Here is a 20,174-nt window from a genome sequence, read left to right as displayed (position 1 = left end):
ACCGTCGCGGCCGGGGCGGCACACACACACCGAATGGAGCACCCATGAACCCGGCCGCGACCCCGGATTCGCCGGACTCCGGCGGAGCTGCGAACACGACACACGTCATGACCGCCGAGGAACGAACGGAATACGAGCGACTGCGCCGTCACGCGGCGGTGCGCCACCGGCGGGTACGCCAGGCCGGCGCCTCAGTCCTCCTCCTGCTGGCGTTGCTGCTCGCGCCCCTGGCCGTCGTCGCGGCCTGGGTCCAGGACACGGTCTCCGACACCGACAGGTACGTGGAGACCGTGGCGCCGCTGGCGTCCGAGCCGCCGGTGCAGGACGTCGTGATCAACCGGCTCACGGACCGCGTGGTGGACAACGTGGACGTCAAGGCGGTGACGGACTCGCTCACCAAGGCCCTCCAGGACGCCGGGGCACCACCCCGCGTCGTGGAGGGGGCGAACTCCCTCACGGCTCCGCTGCACAACGCGGTCAGGACCGTCGTGGACCGCACCGTCAGCCGCGTGATCACCAGCGACGCCTTCCAGCAGGCGTGGGAAGGCGCCAACCGGCGGGCGCACGCCGCGGTGGTGAGCATGCTCACCCGTGACAGCGACGGTGTCGTGCGCGCCGAGGGCGACACCGTCCAACTGGACGTGGGAGAGGTCGTCGACCGAGTACGCGAGCGTCTCGTCGACGCGGGCTTCGACAAGGCCGCCGCCATCCCGGACACCGACCGGACGATCACGCTGTTCCAGACGGAGGAACTGGGCAAGGCCAAGGACACGATGCGGGTGTTGGACATCGTCGGCGTCTGGCTGCCCGTCGTGACCGTCGTGCTCGCCGCGCTCGCCGTGTGGACCGCTCCGGCACACCGGGTGATGCTGATGATCACCGCGACGGGTGTCGGCGTGATGATGGTGGTACTGCTCGTCGCGCTGGCCGTCGCCAGACGGGTCTACCTGGACTCGGTGCCGCCCGCGACGCTGCCGCCCGACGCGGCCGCGGCCATCTACGACACGTTCGTCCGGTTCCTGCGCGCCAGCACGCGCACCCTGTTGGTCGTCTCGGTGATCACGGCGCTGGCCGCGTACCTGTACGGTCCCGGACCTCCCGCCCGCGCCGTCCGCACGACGGCGGAACGGGGCACGGCGGCCGCCGGCCGGGGGCTGCGCCGCGCCGGAGTGCGCACCGGGTCCACAGGACGCTGGCTGACGGACCACCGGGCATGGACCACTGGTGGCGTCATCACGGCCGGAGCCCTGGTGCTGGTGCTCTGGAACCACCCCACGGCCGGAGCGGTGGCGCTCGTCCTCGGCGTCGCCCTGGCCGTCCTGATCGTCCTGGCGATCCTCGCGGCCGCCGCCGGACCGGCGGACCGCGCGGCAGACCGGGCGGCCCCGTGAGTCATGGTCGAAAGTCCGGCTCCGGGCGCGCGTCCCGCAGACACACGGCAGGGCGGGTCGCGGCGGGCCTGCGGTCGGGGGCGACGGCCCGGCTGCTGTCCCGTCTGTCGGCGCTCAACGTCGTTGAGGGCTCCGTACAGCTCGCCGCGCAGGCGTTCCTCACCGCGCTCCCGCTGCTGATGACCATCGCGGCGTTCCCCCCGTCTGGATGCAGGACCTGCTGGCCGACTCCCTCCATGCGGTTCTGGGCGTGCGCGGCGACACCCTCGATGAGATGCGCCAGGTCTTCTCCGCGACCGGCACGCCCCGGGACGCCGCCGGAGCCGTGGGCGTGGTGGTGATGATCGTGTCGGCCACGGCGTTCAGCCGGGCGCTTCAGGCGGTCTGCGAGCGGTGTCGGCACCTGCCGCGCGCACCGGTGCGTGTCCGCGGTCTGGCGCCGGCTGCTCTGACTGGGGTCGTCCGGATGGCCTTCCTCCTGCTCCAGGCACCGCTGCGCAGCGGGTTCGGCGGGGGGCGCGGTGACCGGGCTGGCGCTGTCCTTGCTCTCGGCGACGCTGCTGTGGTGGTGGTCCCAGCATCTGCGCCGGGGCGGGCGGATCGGCTGGCGGAGTCTGCTTCCGGGAGCGCTGCCGGCAGGCACGGGCACGGTCCTGCTGAGCCGGGCCGCCCGCGTACTGGTGCCCATGGCCATGGAGCGCAGCCTGGACGAGCTCGGCACCCTGGGCCCCGTCTTCACGTTCCTTTCCTGGCTGATCGCCGTCTTACCGGTGGCCGTCTCGGGCCTGGCCCTCGGCGAGTACATCGCCTCCATCTCCTGGTACCGGACGGCCGCCGCACCCCACAGCCGCGCCGAGTCCGACCCCTGACCCGACGACAGGACGGCCGCGGGCGGCCTCACCCGGCGCGCGCACTCACCCGCGCCGGGTGAGGCCGCCCGGTGCTTGCCGTGGGCACGCTGAAGACGGCACAGAACCGCTACCGGGTGAACGCCCGGGACGGAGGACGGACATGACCGCGCAGACCTACCTGGCATACGACTATCCGCTGATGGGCGCCTTCTGGACCATGCTCTGGTTCTTCCTGTGGATCATGTGGTTCATCCTGCTCTTCCGGATCATCGTCGACATCGTCCGTGACGACGAACTGAGCGGCTGGGCGAAGACCGGCTGGCTGGTGTTCTGCATCGTCCTGCCCTTCCTGGGCGTGTTCGTCTACGTGATCGCCCGCGGCAAGAACATGGGCCGCCGGGAGTTGACGCAGGCGCGCGTGCAGCAGGAGGAGCTCGACACCTACATCAGGAAGACCGCGGCCGACGGCAGGCCCAGCAGCGCCGACGAGCTCTCCAAGCTCTCCGAGATCCGCGCCCGCGGCGATATCACGGACGAGGAGTTCCGCAGGGCGAAGGAACTGGTCCTGACCGGCCACGGCCCGGCCGAACGCTCGGGCTCCACCACGCACACCTCCGGTCGCTGAGCAGCCGGACAACACGAAACGAGGCACAAGATGACCGCGACACCCACCCGGCCGGCACCCACGGCGAAGCAGGACACTGCATCCGGCCTGACGGCCTTCGCGTCAGTGATGCTCTTCATCGTCGGCGTGCTCGACATCTTCCGGGGCATCATGGCCATCGCCGAGGACGACATCTTCGTCACGACGCGCAACTACGTGTTCGAGTTCGACCTGACCAGCTGGGGCTGGATCCACCTCGCTCTGGGCGTGATCGCCGTGATCGTCAGCATCGGGCTGCTCCAGACCGCGATGTGGGCGCGCGTCGCCGGTGTGGTCATTGCCGGACTCGTTATCATCGCCAACTTCCTCTCCCTGCCGTACTACCCGGTGTGGTCGGTCGTGATGATCGCGCTCTCGGGCGCCATCATCTGGGCCCTGTGCGTGGTCCGGCGCGGCGACCTCTTCGACCTGTCCGAGGAGCGCCCACCGCGCAACCTGTGAGGCAGCCCCAGCACGGAGCGGACGGCGCGGAAGGGTAAGGCCGCCGCGTGCCCGGGAAAGCGAAGAGCAGGGAAGAGAAGGGCCGACAGGTGGGACTACACGGCGGGAACACAAGGGGACCGGGAGAGGCAGGGGTCGCAACCGTACGCGAGGGCAGGGCCGGACGGGCTCGCCTCGCCGTGCTCGCCCTGATGGGAAGCATCCTGGTGCCGCTCGTCGCCGCCGGTCTGCGGAGCGTGCTGTGGGTGCTGGCCGGCATCGCCGGACTGGCGCTCGCCGCCGTCGGCGTGTGGTGGGCCCTGGCGCACACCGGTGTGCTCCGTGCCTTCGGGGCGGCCCTGTCGGTGGCCGCGCCGGTCGCTGTCCTTGCCCTGTATGCCACGTTCGGCATGCTGGGGCCGGCCTTGCTGTCCCTGGCCCTGTGGGTGCTGGCCGTCACGGCGGCACGTACGGCCCTGACACCCGGGCACACCGCCTCCGAGCAGTCCGAACAGGCTGTCGCCGAGGCACCCCACACCCCCTGGATCCTGATGAATCCGCGCTCCGGCGCCGGCAAGGTGGGCCGTTTCCATCTGGTGGAGAAGGCCCGGGCGGCGGGCTGCCGGGTGTCCCTGCTCGACGCGGGCCAGGATGTTGCCGAGCTGGCCCGGCAGGCCGTCACCGAGGGAGCCGACCTGCTGGCGGTGGCGGGCGGCGACGGCACCCAGGCGCTGGTGGCCGAGGTCGCAGCGCGCCACGACCTGCCGTTCGTGGTGATTCCCGCCGGTACCCGCAACCACTTCGCCCTCGATCTCGGCCTCGACCGCGACGACCCGGCAGCGGCCCTGGACGCCCTGACCCACGGCGTCGAACTCCGCATCGACCTCGGGTACGCCGCGGACCGGGTCTTCGTCAACAACGCCTCGTTCGGAACGTACGCGTCCGTCGTCACCGACCCCGCGTACAGGGATGCCAAGGCCCGCACGACCCTGCGAACCCTCCCCGGCCTCCTCACCGGCGAGGACGCGCCCAAGCTGCGGACGCGGGCCGACCGGACGCACGTCGATGGACTTCAGGCGCTGCTCGTCAGCAACAATCCCTACGGACGCGCCGTTGACGCGGCCCATCCGGGGCGCAGGGAACGACTGGACTCGGGACTCCTCGGCGTGGTGTGCGTGCGGGTCGGCAACACCGCTCAGGCGGCCCGCATGGTGCGCGGTCCGCGCTCCGCGGGACTCATCCGGCTGAGCGCCGGGGAGGTCGTCGTCGAAGCCGACACGGCCACCCTCCCGGTCGGCATCGACGGAGAACACGTCGTTCTGCCGTCCCCCGTCGTGTGCCGCAGCGCGCCTTGGGCACTCCGGGTCCGCGTGCCACGCCGCCGCCCCGGTACACCACGGGCGGGCGGGGCGGCGGCCGACTGGCCGCGCGTGGCACGGCTGGCGCTGGGCCGCCTGTTCCCGGGCCGAGGGCAGGACATTGCAGCCTGAGAACCCCACCCAGGTCCACGGCCTGCTCCAGCCATCAAGCTGCGTCTTCGGCCGGAGGGAGACGGACGAGCTTTCGGGGCCCGCTCATGACACAGCACCGATGGGGCCGGGCGCCGAGTGGTATAGCACGGCGCGCTGCGCAGTGCAGGAGCAGGGCCTGGAGCGTGCCCTCCGTATCACGCTCCTGCCGCTGTATCCAAGGGCCGCGTACTTCCCGGACTTCCTCACGCCACTGCAGGCAGCGGGCAGTCTGGACAGCGGACTTGAGGCCATCCTGGCCACTCCACCCCGTCGCGTTGTGGAGGAGATGGCTCTGTTCCACCGTGCCGCCGGAGCCCCGTCGTGGGCCCCGCAGCTCGCCGAATTGCGGGAGCGGAAGGTGCTGGTGCGGGTGCTGCGTGCGTACTACGAGACGGTCGTCGCCCCGTACGGGAACAGATTGAGGCGCGGATCCAAGCCGAGCGGACGGCACGCTGTCGTGCCCTTCTGGACGGCGGCGTCGAGGGGATGCTGGCAAGCCTCGGGCCCATGATGCGTTGGCAGCGACCCGTCCTGTATGTCAAATATCCTGCGGAGGACCGGGACCTCCATCTGAATGGGCGAGGCCTGACACTTGTCCCGTCGTACTTCTGCCGGCATACCCCGGTCAGCCTCGCCGATCCCGCCCTGCCGCCGGTTCTGTCCTATCCGGTGCTCCATGAGCCACCCGTCCCGGCCGGGGAAACGTTGGACGGCCCTTCCGGGACCGACCTGCTGGGGCGAGCCAGTGCCGCCACCCTGTGCGCCGCAGCCGGAGGTGCCACGACCGGTGAGATCGCTCGTGCCGCCGGCGTCTCCTCGTCCTTCGCCAGCAGACACGCCACTGCACTGCGCAACGCCGGGCTGATCACCAGCACCTGGCACGGCCCTACCGTGCTGCCCACCCTCACACCGGTGGGCGCGTCCATGCTGCGCGCCGCCACCCGCGCGCCGGCAGCGGGTGCCAAGAAAGCGCAGGAGCGACCGTGCCGCGAAGGGGAGTCACCGTGCTGCTCGCCGTGCACCGCCGCCGCGCGCTGCCGGAAGCTGGCAAGTCGCAGTAAGCACGCACCGGGCTGACCGTTGCGACGCGCTCGACTACAGATCACCAACGTCTTGCCCGGGGTTGGGGATTGCGTGCCGAAGACGGCCGCGAGGCTCTGCCCCGGTCGCCAGGGGCGGAGCTTCTGTCGTTGGAAGGGGAATCCGCTGCGGGCGGGTTGGAAACTTTTCCCGAGCTGGCAGTTTCATGTCTCCCGCCTTCGTAAGCGCCCTGCGGGGACTCGTTGAGGACGCGCTGGGGACACAAGGACAGGAACAGACTGACAAAGGCTGTGGAGCATCAGCAACAGTCGCCTGCTCTGACCTCGGTAAACGCCATGAATGAGCGCAGAAGAGCAAGGGCCGCCAAGATCCTCAAAGGACTCATAATCCGTCGGCCGTGGGTTCGAGTCCCACCCGCCCCACCACGCGCTACGCGTGCAGAAACGATCTGACCAGCAACTTTGCTGGTCAGAGGCGTGGCGTCCAAGATCTTGGCCGCCCTGCCCGATCATGGTTTCATGGCGTTGAGGCCGAAATTTAGGCCGCCGAATTCCCCAAATCGGATATGTCGAGCCATTGCTGGATTGATCTCGGACGTCACGTGTGCGCGGTGCATCAGCTTCGCGACCGCGGTACGAGGTCTGGCGTCTGGCGAATGTGATCCGCGCCAGTGCTTTGGTGGCGGTCCTCAGATCTCTGCGGCCCACCTCCGTCAGGGGCTGGTCGAGCCGGGCGAGGAAGGTCGCCTTTTCCTTCCCCTGCATGGGCGTCACATCAGGCAGGGTGAATCCGCCGGACAGTTTCACCGCCCGCGTACGCTGTATCGATAGCGGATCCGCCGCCACCTTGGGTCGGAAACGGCCCGTAGAGGGAACTGCCCAGACCTCGCCCCGCCACCTCCGGCAGGGGTCCTGAGCGGTGGCGCGCTCCGATGTTGGCGATGTATCTTGATGGCATACATTGCGGATGCTGGAGGTGCTCGATGTCCGTCACACAGATTGATCTCGATGACGAGGCACTCGCCGAGGCCATGCGGTTGATGGGTGTCACGACGAAGAAGGAGACGGTCAACGCGGCCCTGCGGGACTACGTGGCACGGATCAAGCGGCTCGATGCCGCCGAGAAGCTGGCCGCGCGCGGTGCGCGCGGCGAGTTCGAACAGGCCGCGGCGGCGCATGACGCAGGAAAGCGTGCCCGACGCGAGGCCTTCGAGTGATCACATATCTGCTCGACACCTCCGCCCTGTGGCACCTGTTCCGCACCCCCGGGGCATTGCCGCCGTGGGAGGGGCACATCGCCGCCGGGGTGTTCCACCTTTGCGAGCCGACACGCGCCGAATTTCTCTACTCGGCAACCAGCCCGTCCCACCGGGACGAGCTCGCGGAGGAGTTGGACGCACTCTGCCTGCTCTCTCCCGTTCCGAAGAATGCCTGGCGTTGGGTCGACACCGCCCAATACAAACTGACCCAGCGTGGCCAGCATCGATCGGCAGGAGCGATCGACTTGCTGGTGTGTGCGACCGCGGTCCACCACGGGCACACCGTCCTCCACGTGGATAACGACTTCGTGACGGTGGCGGGAGTGCTCAAGGAAGTTCAGCAGCGAGACGTACGAGCCTGATCTCCTGGGGCCGGTCCACGTTGTCGGCCTGTGGGCCTCTCGTTGATCGATACCCAAGTCACTGTCCCAGAACTGCGAACCTGGTCGGTCCCCTGAGCGCAGCCGTCGCACCGTCCAGATCCGCGAGCCGTGCGGCAAGGGTGGCCTCCGCGAGCCGGGTTGGCAGTGCGGCGCTGAACTTGAGGCCGTTCAGCGCACGCGCATCCACTGCGGGAAGGCACAGTTGATCGGCGGCCTCCGAGATGACCTTCCTCCATTCCGCGGGCGTCACGTCCTCGCGAAGTCGGATGCAGGTGTCTGTTGGCCTCTGGAGGGGATCGGCGATCGTGGTGAGTGTGGCGGCCAGGGTGGCGTTGGCCCGGTAGCCGGCCCAGGTCCACCAGCGCACGTTGGTGTCGCGCCCACCCCGTACGACCACTGTCCCGTCGGGGTGGACCAGTTCCGAACTGCCCTCGCGTGCCTGGGCGAGCGCGGTCTTGGCACGCAGGGTGAGGGCGACCGGCGGGTCGGTGCCGAGGAGCACTTCCCGTGCCGCGCGAGTCAGTTCGTACGAGGCGGCCCGGCCGGAACCTGCTCCTCCCCAGCGCGCCTTGCCGCCGCCGTCGACCGGTTCGACGAAGCATCGCCGCCGGGACCAGTCGATGTACGTCACCTGCCAGCTCTGTCCGGCGAGGAGCAGGCGCCGAGGACCCGCCACCTCTTCGGTCAGCAGCGCGGGATTGGTCGTGCCGATCTCGGTATGGCCCGAGAGCACCGTGAATTCCGGAGCTGCGGTGAACACCGCGGTGAGGTCCATGAAGTGTCGGTAGCCGAAGCGGCGTTCCGCCTCGGGACCGATGAACAGCATCCCTCCGTCCCGGTCAAGGAACCCCTCCTCGATCAGGTGGCGCACGATGGGCTCGGCCGAAGTTCCGAATGGGCCGAGCCCTCCCCACCATTCCTGCCACAGTCGGTCCCCGACCCGATGCTCCTGCAGGCAGAGGGCCAGTACTTGTTGGGCGACGATGTGCCGGGGCTCTGGTGGGGCCACCACTGGATCCACCCAGCCGCGCGACCACAGAAGCAGCAGGGCTGCCGTGCCGATCAGTCCGTCCTCGTCGACGGTGAGGAACAGGCAGTTGCGGGTGGAACCCGGCCGCCGGCCGGTACGGCCAAGACGCTGGAGGAAGGAAGCCACGGTGGCGGGCGCATCGATCTGGATGACGTGGTCCAAGTCGCCTACGTCAATGCCGAGTTCCAGGGTGCTGGTCGAGACGATCACGCAGTCGCGTGCTTCGGCGAAGGCTTCCTCTGCCCGCCGCCGTTCATCCACTGACAGGGACGCGTGGGACAGGAAAGTGGTCACGCCCTTGGCCCGCAGGCTCTCTCCGAGCTTCTCGACCCGGCGGGGCGATTCGCAGAACACCAGCCTCTTCTCGCCGCGGTGCAGGGCAGCGATCACAGTGGCTGCGTTCTCCAGGGAGCCCACGTAGTCGACCTGGACGTCGCCGGGCGGTGGCAGCGCAGGGGATTTCTTGTGCAGGTGCGGAGCGATGACCCGCGCCGGGCGGTGCCCGATCCCTGAGCCCTGCAGCCGGTTGAGCAGCTGATCCGGGTTGCCTACCGTCGCGGAAAGCCCGGACCCGGAGGCGCGGGCAGCCGAGCGGGGCGCGCGGGCCACGTCGGCGGCCATTGAGTTGTTGCTGATCGGTCCGGAGTGCGTGCTTCCTGGGCGGATGGTCCGAAATCGACGGGCGGGCGGTTTTCGCCGACCGCGCTGTGGCGCCGTTCGGTGTGGCGGAAGTCCGTGATCCATGTGGCGGTTTCCGGACGGGCCCGCGCCCGCGTGGGGAAGACGGCGCTGAGCTTCCCCTTCTCCTGTGGAGACCGTGACCTGTGGGGGGATATGGGGGTTATTGCCACCCCGGTGACCGGGCCCAGGATGATCCGCTCAACACCAGTCGCTTAGGCTGGTTTCCTTGTCGTCGGCAAGGAGGCGCAGGCTGCGGCAGCGTGTGCTCGCCGTCCGTCCGAGGGAGGCGTTCGCGTGGCAGTTGCCGGAGGCCGGTCGACGAAGCGGCTCCAGCGGGGGACCCTTTCCCAGGGGCTCATCGTGGGGACCACGCTGCGGATCCTCGACGAGGCCGGGCCGGACGCGCTGACCTTCCAGCGACTCGGCAAGGAGCTGTCCTCCTCCGCGACCGCGGTCTACCGGTACTTCGCGAACCGCGACCACATCATGATCGCCGTCGCGGACGAGCTCGACAGGATCTCCCTGGAGGGGTACGAGCCGCACGAGTCGTGGGCCGAGTCGCTGCGGGACCTGGCGACCCGTGCCTGGAACACCGCGCTGGATCACCCGGCGGCCGCCGCGCTCTGCATGGGGAGGGTCACCCGGGGCGTTCACGAGTTGCGTGCCGTCGACGCCGTCCTGGAAGCGTTCCACCGCGGCGGCTGGCGCGGCCGGGAGGCCGTCCTGCACTACCAGGCGTTCTCGAACTTCATTCTCGCCATGGCGAGCAACAACGCCTGGCGGCTCGTCAACCAGCGGTTCGGCGCAGAGGTCAACTGGGTGCAGGAGTACCAGCCGGCGGATCCTGACGCGTTCCCCTACGCCGAGGCGGCGAAGGAGTACCTGCGCAGCCTCGACATGACCGACGTCTTCCACCGCCAGATTGACATCCTCCTCGCGGCCCTTGAGGCAGAGGCGGCGACGCTCCCGCGCGACTGACACGCGTCAGTTTTCGCGGCCACCGCCCAGCAGCGTTTCTGCGGCCGGAATCAGTGGCAAGCGTCGCGCGCGGAAAGATAGTTAACGCTATTGACTACGCCGTTCACTTAGCGGCATCCTCTCCACACCGAGTGCTCCACGGCTCGCTCCCGAGCGGCGTCCACCGAGCGCCGCGCGCACCGCCTCCACCTCGAACTGCTTGCGCTCGTCCCGCCCGATTCCGTGCGACCTGCGCCGAGCGCGACATCCCTCTCCAGGAGCACCCATGCGCCAGACCCGTACCCGCGCGGTCCCTGTGACCGCAGCCGTCGCCATGACGGCCGTACTCGCCGGCTGTACCACCACGGGAGCGACGTCCGGAGACCCGAGCGGCGGCGATGCCGCCACGGCGACGAAGATCCGGACGACGATCGACGTGCCGGCCGGCTTCGACCCGGCCAAGGCCCTGTCCCTGCCGGACTACCAGCTCGCCCGGAACAGCTACGACACCCTGGTGCGCAAGGACGACGGCGGGCTCGTCGGCGGGCTCGCCACCAAATGGAAGAACACCCCGACCTCGGCCACCTTCACCCTGCGCGCCGACGCGACCTGTGCCGACGGGACGCCGATCACGCCGACGGTCGTCAAGGGCTCCCTCGACCGCTACATCGACCCGAAGACGGCGGCGCCCGATCTCCCCACGGTCTTCGGCCCCGGCAACACGGTGAAAGTGACCGCCGACGACACGGCGCGGACGGTGAAGGTCACGCTCACCAGGCCGTGGGGCGACATGGTCACCGGCCTGTCGGTCGCGAGCACGGGCATCGTCTGCCCGGCGGGACTCAAGGACCTCAAGGCCCTTGCCACCGGTAAGGCCAAGGGCTCCCAGTCCGGCCCGTACCTTCTTGAGAAGTCCCAGTCCGGTGTCTCGTACTCCTACACGCTTCGCCCGGAGTACAAGGCGTGGCCGGCCTGGCGTACGAGGATCTCCGGCAAGGTCGCCGCGACGCTGGAGTACCTGGTCTCGCCCGACCCGACGGCGACCGGCAACCTCGTGACGAGCGGCCAGCTCGACATCGGCAAGATCGACGCCTCCGGCATCCCGCGCTTCGACGGCGTGGCCGGCCACAGCGTGAGCGTCAGCCGGTTCTCCGACTTCTACCTGCTCTTCAACGAACGACCCGGCACGGTCTTCGCGGACGTCGCCACCCGCCGGGCGGTCGCCCAGGCCGTCGACCGCGCCGCCTTCACCAAGGTCGTCTCGAAGGACACGGGTGAGCCGTCGACAATGTTCGTGCAGAAGGGCGTCCCCTGCAACGACCCCGGCTCCTCCTTCCTCGTACCGACGGACAAGGCCGCGGCGGCGGGCGTGCTCAAGGGCAAGAAGATCCGCCTCGTCGGCCCCCAGGTCGTCGGGCCGGCGGGCGCCGGAAACCAGTACATCCAGGAGGCGCTGCGGGCCGCGGGCGCGGACGTCACCCTCGCCAACGTCGACGTCGGGACCTGGTTCGGGACCGTGCTCGGCAAGCCTGACGCCTGGGACCTCACGGTTTTCGCCGACCTCAACTTCCTCGGCAGCCTCGCCAACCCGCTCGCCCACTTCGTGGGCCCGACTGTCCCCGAAGGCGGCGGCAACCTCGGCGCGGTGAAGAACCCCGTGGTGAACAAGGCCTTCGCCCAGGGCGCCGAGGCGACGACCGAAGAGGCCCGCTGCGCCGCCTACCAGAAGGCCGCCAAGGCCCTGATCTCGCAGGTGGACGCGGTGCCGCTGGTCAACGACCCGTTCATCTACGCGCTGCGCAAGGGATTCAGCGCACAGATGCTCGGCGGCTCGCTCGACGACCCCATCCTGCGCGTCACCGGCTGACGGACGGGCCGCCCGCACGCGGCGGAGACCCACGCGTGCCGGACCGGCCGTCCGGCACGCGGAATCCCCGCGCTGATCCGGCGCCCCGCACCGAGCCTTTCGCACTTTCCGACAGGAGCCTTTAGGTGATCGACCCATTCAGTACCGCCCAGCAGATCGCCGACCTCGTGCGCACGAAAGAGGTCAGTCCGGTGGAGGTGGCCGAGACCTACCTCGACCGCATCGAGCGGATCAACCCCGCCGTCAACGCCGTCGTCTGGCTCGACACCGACGCCGTGCGCGCGGCGGCCGTAAAGGCCGAGCGCGCGGTGCTGAGCGGCGAACCGCTCGGCCCGCTGCACGGCGTCCCCATCCCCATCAAGGACCTCAGCTCCCTCGCGGGGCAACCCAACACGATGTCCTCACTGGCGATCCGGGACACCCCGCGGACCGTCACGGACCCCGACGTCCAGCTCCTCCTCGATGCCGGCGCGATCCCCCTCGGCCGGACGAACTCGCCGGAGTTCGGCGCTCTGACCGTCTCCGAGAACGCCCGGCACGGCAAGACGCGCAACCCGTGGAACCTGGCGCACACCTCCGGCGGGTCGAGCGGCGGCGCGTCGGCGGCCGTCGCGGCCGGGCTCGCCCCGGTGGCGCACGCCGGCGACGGCGGCGGATCGATCCGGGTCCCGGCGTCCGTCACCGGCCTCGTGGGCCTCAAGCCGAGCCGGGGACGCGTGCCCGCGTTCGTCCGGGGCTGGGAACACTCGACGACCGAAGGCGCGATCACCCGCACCGTGCGCGACGCGGCCCTCATGCTCGACGTCATGGGCCGTGCCGACCGGCTCGCCTGGTACAGCGCGCCCGATCCGGCTCGCCCGTACATCGAGGAGGTGGGCGCCGATCCCGGGCGGCTGCGGATCGGCCTGCTCCTCGACGCGCCGACCGGGCTGCCGGTCGACGAGGAGTGCCGAACGGCGGCGCTGACGGCCGCACAGGCACTGCGCGACCTGGGACACAACGTCGTCGAGGCCCGCCCGAAGATGTTCTCGTACGAGGCGATCATGGGCTTCACCTGGACGATCATCAGTGCCTCCACCTACGCCATCGAGGTCGACGATCCCGACGCGGTGGACCCCTACATCCGGCGCCGCCGGGAGACCGCCCTTGAGGTCAGCGCGGGCGACTACGCCCGGACGGCGGCGCTCCTGCAGGCCGAGTCACGCGACGTGGTCGCCCAGTGGGGCAGGGACTTCGACGTTCTCCTCACCCCGACCACGGCGGTCGTGGCGCCACCGGTCGGCCCCGTGTACGACGAGGCGAACTCCGACCCGGACGGCCCGCGGGCCACAGAGACCCGGATGGTCTCGTTCACCGCGTTCGTCAACATCGCCGGACTGCCCGCCATCTCGCTGCCCGTCCACACGACCGCGGACGGGCTGCCGGTCGGCGCGCAGCTCATCGGCGCGCCCTACGACGAGGCGACGCTGCTGCGCCTGTCGGCCCAGCTCGAACCGCGGTTCCGCTGGCACGAGCGGCACCCGGACGACGCGGCACTCGCGGTGGCGCTGTGAGCGCCGGAACCGCGGTCCCGACCGGACCGCTGCCGACCGCACCCGTCCGGCGCGTTCCCCGGCTGCGGCTGGGCGGTGGCTGGGCCGGGTTCGCCGTCCGCCGGGCGGGCGGCCTGCTGATGTCCATGCTGCTGCTCGTCCTCGTGACGTTCCTCATCGTGCCTCTGCTGCCCGGGGACCCGGCCCGGGCGATCGCCGGCACCAACTCGTCCCCGGCCACGCTCGCGGCGATACGCGAACGGCTGGGCCTCGACGAGCCGATGGCGACGCGGTTCGTCCACTACCTCGGCGACCTCGCGTCCGGACGGCTCGGCACCTCGTTCCGGTTCGACACCCCGGTCGCGGACATCGTCGGGACCCGGTTGCCGTACACCGTCCAGCTCGTCATCCCGGCCGTCCTGCTCTCCCTGGTCATCGCCGTCCCGCTGGGCATGACCGTCGGTGTCCTCACCCGCGACGGACGCCGCCGCCGGCTCGGCGTCGGATTCGGCACGGTCGCCGGGCTCCTCGCGTCGGCGCCGGTCTACGTCCTCGCGACCCTGCTCATCGTCCTGTTCTCGATCAGCCTCGGGCTGCTGCCGGCCGGCGGCGCCACGACACCGAGCGCGCTCGTCCTGCCGATCGCCGCGCTCTGCACAGGCCCGGCCTTCGCCATCGCCCGGGTCGTCCGGCAGGAGACGGCCTCGGTGCTCGCCCAGGACTACATGAGGACCGCTCGCGGCCACCGCCTGGGATCCGTGCGTCTCCACCTCCGCCACGCGCTGCCCAACCTCGTGACGAGTGTCCTCACCCTGAGCGGTCTCGTCCTCACGTCCCTGCTCGGCGGGACGATCATCCTGGAGAACGTCTTCACCTACCCAGGGCTCGGCACCGAGATCGTCCAGGCGATCATCTACAAGGACTATCCGGTGATCCAGGGCATCATCCTCGTCGTCGGCATGCTCGCCCTGCTCGTCAACCTCCTCGTCGACGTCGTTCTCGGGATCGTCGACCCCCGCACCCTTGAGGGAGGTCGTCGTGGCCACTGACAAGACCGTGCGCCCATGGCGCCGCAACCCGTCGCTGCTGGCCGGCGCCGTGATCCTCGGACTGCTCCTCCTCGTCGCCCTCGTGGCCCCGCCGCTGCTGAGCGGTTCCGCCGAGACCCTCACCGACGACACCCGGCTGGGGCCCGGTGCCGAGCATCTCCTCGGCACCGACGCCTTCGGCCGTGACGTCCTCGCCCGGGCGCTCGTCGCGACCCGGCTCACCCTGCTCATGGCCGCCGCTGCCACCGCCGTCTCGTTCGTCTTCGGCGTCGCGATCGGCGCGCTGGTCCACCTGGCACCCGGGTGGCTGCGCGAGACCTGTCTGCGGCTCATCGACTCGGCGGTGGCCTTCCCCTCGCTCGTGCTCGCCCTCGTCATCGCGGCGGTGCTCGGACCGGGCATGGGGTCCGCGATCGTCGCGATCGCCGTCGCCGGCGTCCCCGGGTTCGCACGGTTGACGGCGAATCTCGCCGCGACCGTCGCGGACAAGGACTACGTCCTCACCGCGCGCCTGCTCGGCGTCCCCGGCCTGCGCATCCTGGGCCGGCACGTCCTGCCGAACATCAGCGGGCCGCTGCTGGTGCTCCTCAGTTCGAGCTTCACCCTGTCCCTGCTCGACATCAGCAGTCTGTCGTTCGTCGGCCTCGGTGTGCAGACCCCGCAGTACGACTGGGGCCGGCTGCTCAACGAGGCGCTGCCGTCGATCTTCGCCCAGCCGTCGCTCGTCCTCGCTCCGTCGATCATGCTCATCGTCACCGGTGTGGGCGCCATGCTCCTCGGAGACGGCGTGGCCTCACTCGTCGACCCGCGAACCCGCGGCACAGCGCCCGCACCGGCCAAGACGGCGGACGCGGCGGGACCGGCCGCTCCGGCACAGGCGCCTGCGGCGTTTCAGGCGTGGGGCGGTTCGGGGTCAGCGGCCGGCACGGAGCCGGACTGCCTGCTGACCGTCGCTGGGCTGACCGTGCGGGCCGGCGACCGGACACTCGTCGACGATGTGTCGTTCACCATCGGGGCCGGGCAGATCGTCGGCCTCGTCGGGGAGTCGGGCTCGGGCAAGTCCACCATCGCCATGGCGGTCGCGGGCCTGCTCCCCGAGGGTGTGCGGGCGAGCGCGTCGCGCCTTGCCCTCGGCGACCTCGACCTGCTCGGAACACCGCCGGAGCGACGCCTCGCGACCGAGATCGGCATCGTCTACCAGGACCCGATCGGCACGTTCAACCCCGCGCTGAGGCTCGGCACCCAGCTAACCGAGGTGGCCAGGGTGCATCTGGGGACGCCCCGGCGTCAGGCCGCGCAGGACATGGTCCGCGCCCTGGCCGACATCCACGTCACCGAGCCGGACCGGCGGCTGCGCCAGCACCCGCACGAGCTGAGCGGCGGCATGCTCCAGCGCGCCTCGATCGCCTCCGCGATGACGACGAACCCGCGGCTGCTCATCGCCGACGAACCGACGACGGCCCTCGACGTCACCGTCCAGGCGGAGGTGCTGCGGCAGTTCCGGCGCATCAACCGCGAGCACGGCACGGCGATGCTGTTCATCTCGCACGACATCGGCGTGGTCGGCGTGCTCTGTGACACCGTCCTGGTGCTCCACGGCGGCCGGGTCGTCGACCGGACGACGGGCGGCGACCTCCGCCGGGGGACGGTCACCCACCCGTACACCCGCGCGTTGCTCGCGGCGACGCCCGCCGCGGTCGAGGCCGGTAAAACCCTCAGCGCCGTCCGGTGGACGGCCGACGCGTATGCGGCGCAGCCGAGCGGGGCGCCGTCGGACGACCTTTCCGACAAAGCCGCGGACCGCCCCCCGGCCGCGGAAGGGAGCCGCTGATGTCCGCCACCGCCACCACACCGGACCCGCGGGCGGCCACCCCGCTGCTGCGCGTCGAGAATCTCACCGTCGAGCTCGGCCACGGCGCCGCGGCCCGCAGGGTGCTCAAGGGAGTCTCGTTCGACATCCCCCGGGGCAGCACCCTCGCACTCGTCGGAGAGTCCGGGTCGGGCAAGACGACGCTCGCGCGGACACTCGTCGGCGTCCACAGGCCGTCGAGCGGCCGGATCCTCGTGGACGACGCCCCGCTGCGCACCTCGCGCGGACGGGCGGGAGCCGCGATGGTCCAGATGATTCCGCAGGACCCGTACTCCTCGTTCGACCCGCGGCGCACCGTCGCACAGTCGCTCGCCGAGGCACTCGATCCGGTCCGGGCCAGGGTCAAACCGGCCCGGGCCCGGATCGCCGAGCTGCTCAGCCAGGTGAGCCTCGACCCGGACGACATGGACCGCTACCCGCACGAGTTCTCCGGCGGCCAACGGCAGCGGCTGGCGATCGCACGGGCCCTCGCACCGCGTCCCCGGTTCGTCATCGCCGACGAGATCACCTCGGCCCTCGACCTGACGACCCAGGCCGAGATCCTCAACCTGCTCGCCGATCTGCGCCGCCGGCTCTCGCTGACGATGCTGTTCATCTCGCACGACCTGGCCGTCGTCCGGCACGTGAGCGACACGGTCGCGGTCCTGCTGCACGGGGACCTCGTCGAGCTCGGCCCGACCGGAGCCACCTTCGCCGCGCCGAACCACCCGTACACCGCTCAACTCCTCGCGTCCGTACCGGGCGACCCGAGGTTCCGCCTCGACGACGAGCCCGCCACGGAGTGAATCGACCGGACGCGGTGCGGCTTCCAGCCCGCCGACCGGCCCATGCCGGTCGGCGGGTCGTGCGGCGCTGTGGGCCTGGACCTCGCCGGTCGTCAGCCCCTGCGCCGCAAGGGAAATGACCATCTCGTCCACGCCGGACAGCCGCCTCTGCCGCTTCTTGACGATCTTCGGCTCGAACGAGCCGTCCCGATGGCGGGGCACGGCTGTCTCCACTGGGCCAACGTCGGTGAGCGCGGTCTTGGTGCAGGTGCCGTTGCGGAAGTTGCCGCCGTTCTTTCCGGCCGCATCGTCCTTGTCATAGCCGAGATGGCCGGTGATCTCACCCCTTGATCGGCCGCCTGAGGCGTATCGAAGATTAGAGCGACGTGCAAAGTGGGGGATCGGATTGGCTGAGTCAACACTTCACTCCAGGCATTCCATGTTTAGAGTGATGCTCTAATATGAGCGAAGCGAGGAGGTGCTTGCGGCATGAGACTGACTCCCACGGAGCGTGACCGGCTGCTGCTCTTCGGAGCCGCCGAGCTGGCCCGCGCCCGCCGCGCCCGCGGTCTGCGGCTCAACGTGCCGGAGGCGACCGCGCTGATCGCGGACACCGTCTGCGAGGCCGCCCGCGACGGTGCCCGGCTCGCGGAGGCCGTCGAGCGCGCCAGATCCGTGCTCGGCCCGGACGACGTGCTGCCGGGTGTGGCGGACGTCGTCACCGAGGTGCATGTCGAGGCGGTCTTCGACGACGGTTCGCGGCTCGCGGTCGTGAGCGACCCGATCGGCGGGAGTCTCGGTGAGCGGGCTCCGGGCGCGCTGCTGCCGGGACCCGAGCACGCCGAGCCCGAGGCGGCCGTCCGGCTGACGGTCACCAACACCGCCACGGTGCCGGTCTCCGTCACCTCCCACTTCCACTTCTTCGAGGCCAACCCGCGGCTCGCCTTCGCACGGGAGAGGGCCTACGGGATGCGGCTCGCCGTACCCGCCGGATCGTCCGTGCGGTTCGGGCCGGGGGAGAGCCTCGAGGTCGGGCTGGTGCCCATCGGGGGCGACCGGATCGCCATCGGGTTCGCCGGTCTGGTCGACGGGGCACTGGACGCGCCCGGCGCCCGCGAGGAGGCACTGCGCCGCGCCGCCGCCTGCGGCTACCTCGGCATACCGCAAACACCTGATCAGGAGGTCGAGCGATGAGCCGCCCAGGAGGCCACCCCGCAGAGGCCCGCAGCCTCAGCCCGTACGAGTACGCCGCCACCCACGGCCCGCGCGCGGGCGACCGGATCCGGCTGGGCGACTCCGGCCTGACGATCCGCGTCGAGTCCGACTCCCAGCGCTACGGCGACGAGTTCCTCGCCGGGTTCGGCAAGACCGCCCGGGACGGACTGCACCTCAAGGCGGCCGCCGTCCGGGAGACCTGTGACGTGGTCCTCAGCAACGTCGTCGTGATCGACGCGGTGCTGGGGATCCGCAAGGTCTCCATCGGGATCAGAGAAGGCCGGATCTGCTCGGTCGGGCGGGCCGGGAACCCCGACACCCTCGACGGGGTCGACGTCGTCGTGGGCACCGGGACCTCGATCGTGTCCGGCGAGGGGCTCATCGCGACCGCCGGAGCCGTCGACACCCACGTCCACCTGCTGTCGCCGCGGGTCATGGAAGCCGCGCTCGCCTCCGGCGTCACCACGATCATCGGGCAGGAGTTCGGGCCCGTGTGGGGCGTCGGGGTCAACTCGCCGTGGGCGCTGCGGCACGCGTTCAACGCCTTCGACGCCTGGCCGGTCAACATCGGCTTCCTCGGGCGCGGTTCGTCGTCCTCCTCGGCGCCCTTGGTGGAGGCCCTCGCCGAGGGCGGCGCGTCCGGCCTCAAGGTGCACGAGGACATGGGCGCCCACACGCGCGCCCTGGACACCGCCTTGCGTGTCGCCGAGGAACACGACGTCCAAGTGGCCCTGCACAGCGACGGGTTGAACGAATGCCTGTCGGTCGAGGACACCCTGCGCGTGCTGGAGGGCCGGACCATCCACGCCTTCCACATCGAGGGCTGCGGCGGCGGACACGTCCCGAACGTGCTGAAGATGGCCGGCGTCCCGAACGTCATCGGCTCCTCCACCAACCCCACCCTCCCCTTCGGCCGGGACGCCGTCGCCGAGCACTACGGCATGATCGTCTCCGTCCACGACCTCAAGACCGACCTGCCCGGCGACGCCGCCATGGCCCGCGACCGCATCCGCGCCGGGACCATGGGCGCCGAGGACGTGCTGCACGACCTGGGCGCGATCGGCATCACGTCGTCGGACGCGCAGGGGATGGGGCGGGCCGGCGAGACCGTCCGCCGTACGTTTGCGATGGCCGGGAAGATGAAGGCCGAGTTCGGCGCACCCGACGACCACGACAACGAGCGCGTCCTGCGCTACATGGCCAAGCTGACGATCAACCCGGCCATCGCGCACGGCCTCGCCCACGAGGTGGGGTCGATCGAGGTCGGCAAGCTCGCCGACATCGTGCTGTGGCGGCCGGAGTACTTCGGCGCCAAGCCGCAGCTGGTGCTCAAGGCGGGCTTCCCGGCGTACGGCGTGGTCGGTGACCCGGGCGCCGCCACCGACGCCTGCGAACCCCTTGTCCTCGGCCCGCAGTTCGGGGCCCACGGCGCCACGCCCGCCGACATCTCGGTCGCCTTCGTCGCCCAGGCGGCCGTCGACCAGGGAGGCGACACGATGCCGAGCCGGCGCCGCAGGGTCGCCGTACGGGGCACGCGCGGCATCGGGCCGGCCGACCTGCGCCTCAACTCCCGTACCGGAACGGTCGATGTGGACCCGCGCACGGGGCTGGTCACGCTCGACGGAGAGCCGCTGCGCTCCGAGCCCGCCGAGTCCGTCTCCCTCAACCGCCTGTATTTCTTTTAAATGTC

19 protein-coding genes and 1 pseudogene are annotated in these 20,174 nt (G+C 70.6%); 18 read left to right on the top strand and 2 right to left on the bottom strand.

Features of this window, described 5'->3' with window-relative positions:
- Positions 1-44: 44 nt before the first annotated feature.
- The 10 genes from ACIHCQ_RS37335 to ACIHCQ_RS37290 all read left to right on the top strand — a co-directional run bounded on the left by ACIHCQ_RS37335 (position 45) and on the right by ACIHCQ_RS37290 (position 7,498).
- Positions 45-1,391 (top strand): hypothetical protein, encoded by a 1,347-nt coding sequence (locus tag ACIHCQ_RS37335; protein WP_399672757.1) that lies wholly within the window; start codon positions 45-47, stop codon positions 1,389-1,391.
- Positions 1,388-1,732 carry a hypothetical protein gene (locus tag ACIHCQ_RS37330; RefSeq protein WP_399672755.1) on the top strand — a complete coding sequence of 115 codons (345 nt, stop codon included), beginning with the start codon at positions 1,388-1,390 and terminating at the stop codon, positions 1,730-1,732. Before ACIHCQ_RS37335 ends, ACIHCQ_RS37330 begins: the two co-directional genes overlap by 4 nt.
- 180 nt (positions 1,733-1,912) lie before the next feature.
- Positions 1,913-2,260, top strand: coding sequence for a hypothetical protein (locus ACIHCQ_RS37325; protein ID WP_399672753.1), 348 nt, complete (start codon positions 1,913-1,915; stop codon positions 2,258-2,260).
- A 142-nt stretch (positions 2,261-2,402) separates the two neighbouring features.
- Positions 2,403-2,867 carry an SHOCT domain-containing protein gene (locus ACIHCQ_RS37320; protein WP_399672751.1) on the top strand — a complete coding sequence of 155 codons (465 nt, stop codon included), beginning with the start codon at positions 2,403-2,405 and terminating at the stop codon, positions 2,865-2,867.
- A 30-nt stretch (positions 2,868-2,897) separates the two neighbouring features.
- Entirely contained in the window at positions 2,898-3,347 is a 450-nt protein-coding gene (locus ACIHCQ_RS37315) for a hypothetical protein (protein WP_399672749.1), read from the top strand.
- A gap of 191 nt (positions 3,348-3,538) precedes the next feature.
- A complete protein-coding gene (locus tag ACIHCQ_RS37310; RefSeq protein WP_399672747.1) occupies positions 3,539-4,816 on the top strand; it encodes a diacylglycerol/lipid kinase family protein in 1,278 nt (425 codons plus the stop codon).
- A gap of 142 nt (positions 4,817-4,958) precedes the next feature.
- Positions 4,959-5,348, top strand: a complete 390-nt coding sequence (locus ACIHCQ_RS37305) for a hypothetical protein (RefSeq protein ID WP_399672745.1) — start codon at positions 4,959-4,961, stop codon at positions 5,346-5,348.
- Positions 5,345-5,914, top strand: a complete 570-nt coding sequence (locus tag ACIHCQ_RS37300) for a winged helix-turn-helix domain-containing protein (protein WP_399672743.1) — start codon at positions 5,345-5,347, stop codon at positions 5,912-5,914. The genes ACIHCQ_RS37305 and ACIHCQ_RS37300 overlap by 4 nt, the downstream gene beginning before the upstream one ends.
- 946 nt (positions 5,915-6,860) lie before the next feature.
- The gene (locus ACIHCQ_RS37295) at positions 6,861-7,094 is read left to right on the top strand and encodes a type II toxin-antitoxin system VapB family antitoxin (protein ID WP_030606313.1); all 234 of its coding nucleotides are present in this window, start codon (positions 6,861-6,863) and stop codon (positions 7,092-7,094) included.
- Positions 7,091-7,498 (top strand): PIN domain nuclease, encoded by a 408-nt coding sequence (locus ACIHCQ_RS37290; protein WP_399672741.1) that lies wholly within the window; start codon positions 7,091-7,093, stop codon positions 7,496-7,498. Before ACIHCQ_RS37295 ends, ACIHCQ_RS37290 begins: the two co-directional genes overlap by 4 nt.
- A 58-nt stretch (positions 7,499-7,556) precedes the next feature.
- On the opposite strand, the gene ACIHCQ_RS37285 is transcribed toward ACIHCQ_RS37290, so the two are convergent.
- A complete protein-coding gene (locus tag ACIHCQ_RS37285; RefSeq protein WP_399672739.1) occupies positions 7,557-9,170 on the bottom strand; it encodes a helicase-related protein in 1,614 nt (537 codons plus the stop codon).
- A gap of 354 nt (positions 9,171-9,524) precedes the next feature.
- On the opposite strand from ACIHCQ_RS37285, the gene ACIHCQ_RS37280 reads away from it, so the two are divergent.
- The 6 genes from ACIHCQ_RS37280 to ACIHCQ_RS37255 all read left to right on the top strand — a co-directional run bounded on the left by ACIHCQ_RS37280 (position 9,525) and on the right by ACIHCQ_RS37255 (position 17,290).
- Positions 9,525-10,208: a TetR/AcrR family transcriptional regulator gene (locus ACIHCQ_RS37280; RefSeq protein ID WP_399672737.1), complete on the top strand. Its 684-nt coding sequence runs from the start codon at positions 9,525-9,527 to the stop codon at positions 10,206-10,208.
- 265 nt (positions 10,209-10,473) lie between these two features.
- On the top strand, positions 10,474-12,054 hold the full coding sequence (locus ACIHCQ_RS37275; RefSeq protein WP_399672735.1) for an ABC transporter substrate-binding protein: 1,581 nt from the start codon (positions 10,474-10,476) through the stop codon (positions 12,052-12,054).
- 125 nt (positions 12,055-12,179) lie between these two features.
- Positions 12,180-13,607, top strand: coding sequence for an amidase (locus tag ACIHCQ_RS37270; RefSeq protein ID WP_399672733.1), 1,428 nt, complete (start codon positions 12,180-12,182; stop codon positions 13,605-13,607).
- The gene (locus ACIHCQ_RS37265) at positions 13,604-14,635 is read left to right on the top strand and encodes an ABC transporter permease (protein WP_399672731.1); all 1,032 of its coding nucleotides are present in this window, start codon (positions 13,604-13,606) and stop codon (positions 14,633-14,635) included. Before ACIHCQ_RS37270 ends, ACIHCQ_RS37265 begins: the two co-directional genes overlap by 4 nt.
- Positions 14,625-16,466 (top strand): dipeptide/oligopeptide/nickel ABC transporter permease/ATP-binding protein, encoded by a 1,842-nt coding sequence (locus tag ACIHCQ_RS37260; protein WP_399672729.1) that lies wholly within the window; start codon positions 14,625-14,627, stop codon positions 16,464-16,466. Before ACIHCQ_RS37265 ends, ACIHCQ_RS37260 begins: the two co-directional genes overlap by 11 nt.
- On the top strand, positions 16,466-17,290 hold the full coding sequence (locus tag ACIHCQ_RS37255) for an ABC transporter ATP-binding protein (RefSeq protein ID WP_399672727.1): 825 nt from the start codon (positions 16,466-16,468) through the stop codon (positions 17,288-17,290). The genes ACIHCQ_RS37260 and ACIHCQ_RS37255 overlap by 1 nt, the downstream gene beginning before the upstream one ends.
- Positions 17,291-17,353: 63 nt before the next feature.
- On the opposite strand, the pseudogene ACIHCQ_RS37250 reads toward ACIHCQ_RS37255, so the two are convergent.
- Positions 17,354-17,611 (bottom strand): annotated as a pseudogene (locus ACIHCQ_RS37250) (transposase); the annotation flags it as partial.
- A 147-nt stretch (positions 17,612-17,758) separates the two neighbouring features.
- Between ACIHCQ_RS37250 and ureA the strand changes: the two are divergent.
- Together ureA and ACIHCQ_RS37240 are read left to right on the top strand one after the other, a co-directional pair.
- The gene (gene ureA / locus ACIHCQ_RS37245; RefSeq protein WP_399672725.1) at positions 17,759-18,463 is read left to right on the top strand and encodes an urease subunit gamma; all 705 of its coding nucleotides are present in this window, start codon (positions 17,759-17,761) and stop codon (positions 18,461-18,463) included.
- Positions 18,460-20,169 carry an urease subunit alpha gene (locus ACIHCQ_RS37240; protein WP_399672723.1) on the top strand — a complete coding sequence of 570 codons (1,710 nt, stop codon included), beginning with the start codon at positions 18,460-18,462 and terminating at the stop codon, positions 20,167-20,169. Before ureA ends, ACIHCQ_RS37240 begins: the two co-directional genes overlap by 4 nt.
- Positions 20,170-20,174: the final 5 nt, after the last annotated feature.

The sequence above is a fragment of the Streptomyces sp. NPDC052236 genome, assembly GCF_044548015.1.
Classification (GTDB): domain Bacteria; phylum Actinomycetota; class Actinomycetes; order Streptomycetales; family Streptomycetaceae; genus Streptomyces.
This window is presented reverse-complemented; position numbering and strand designations above follow the sequence as displayed.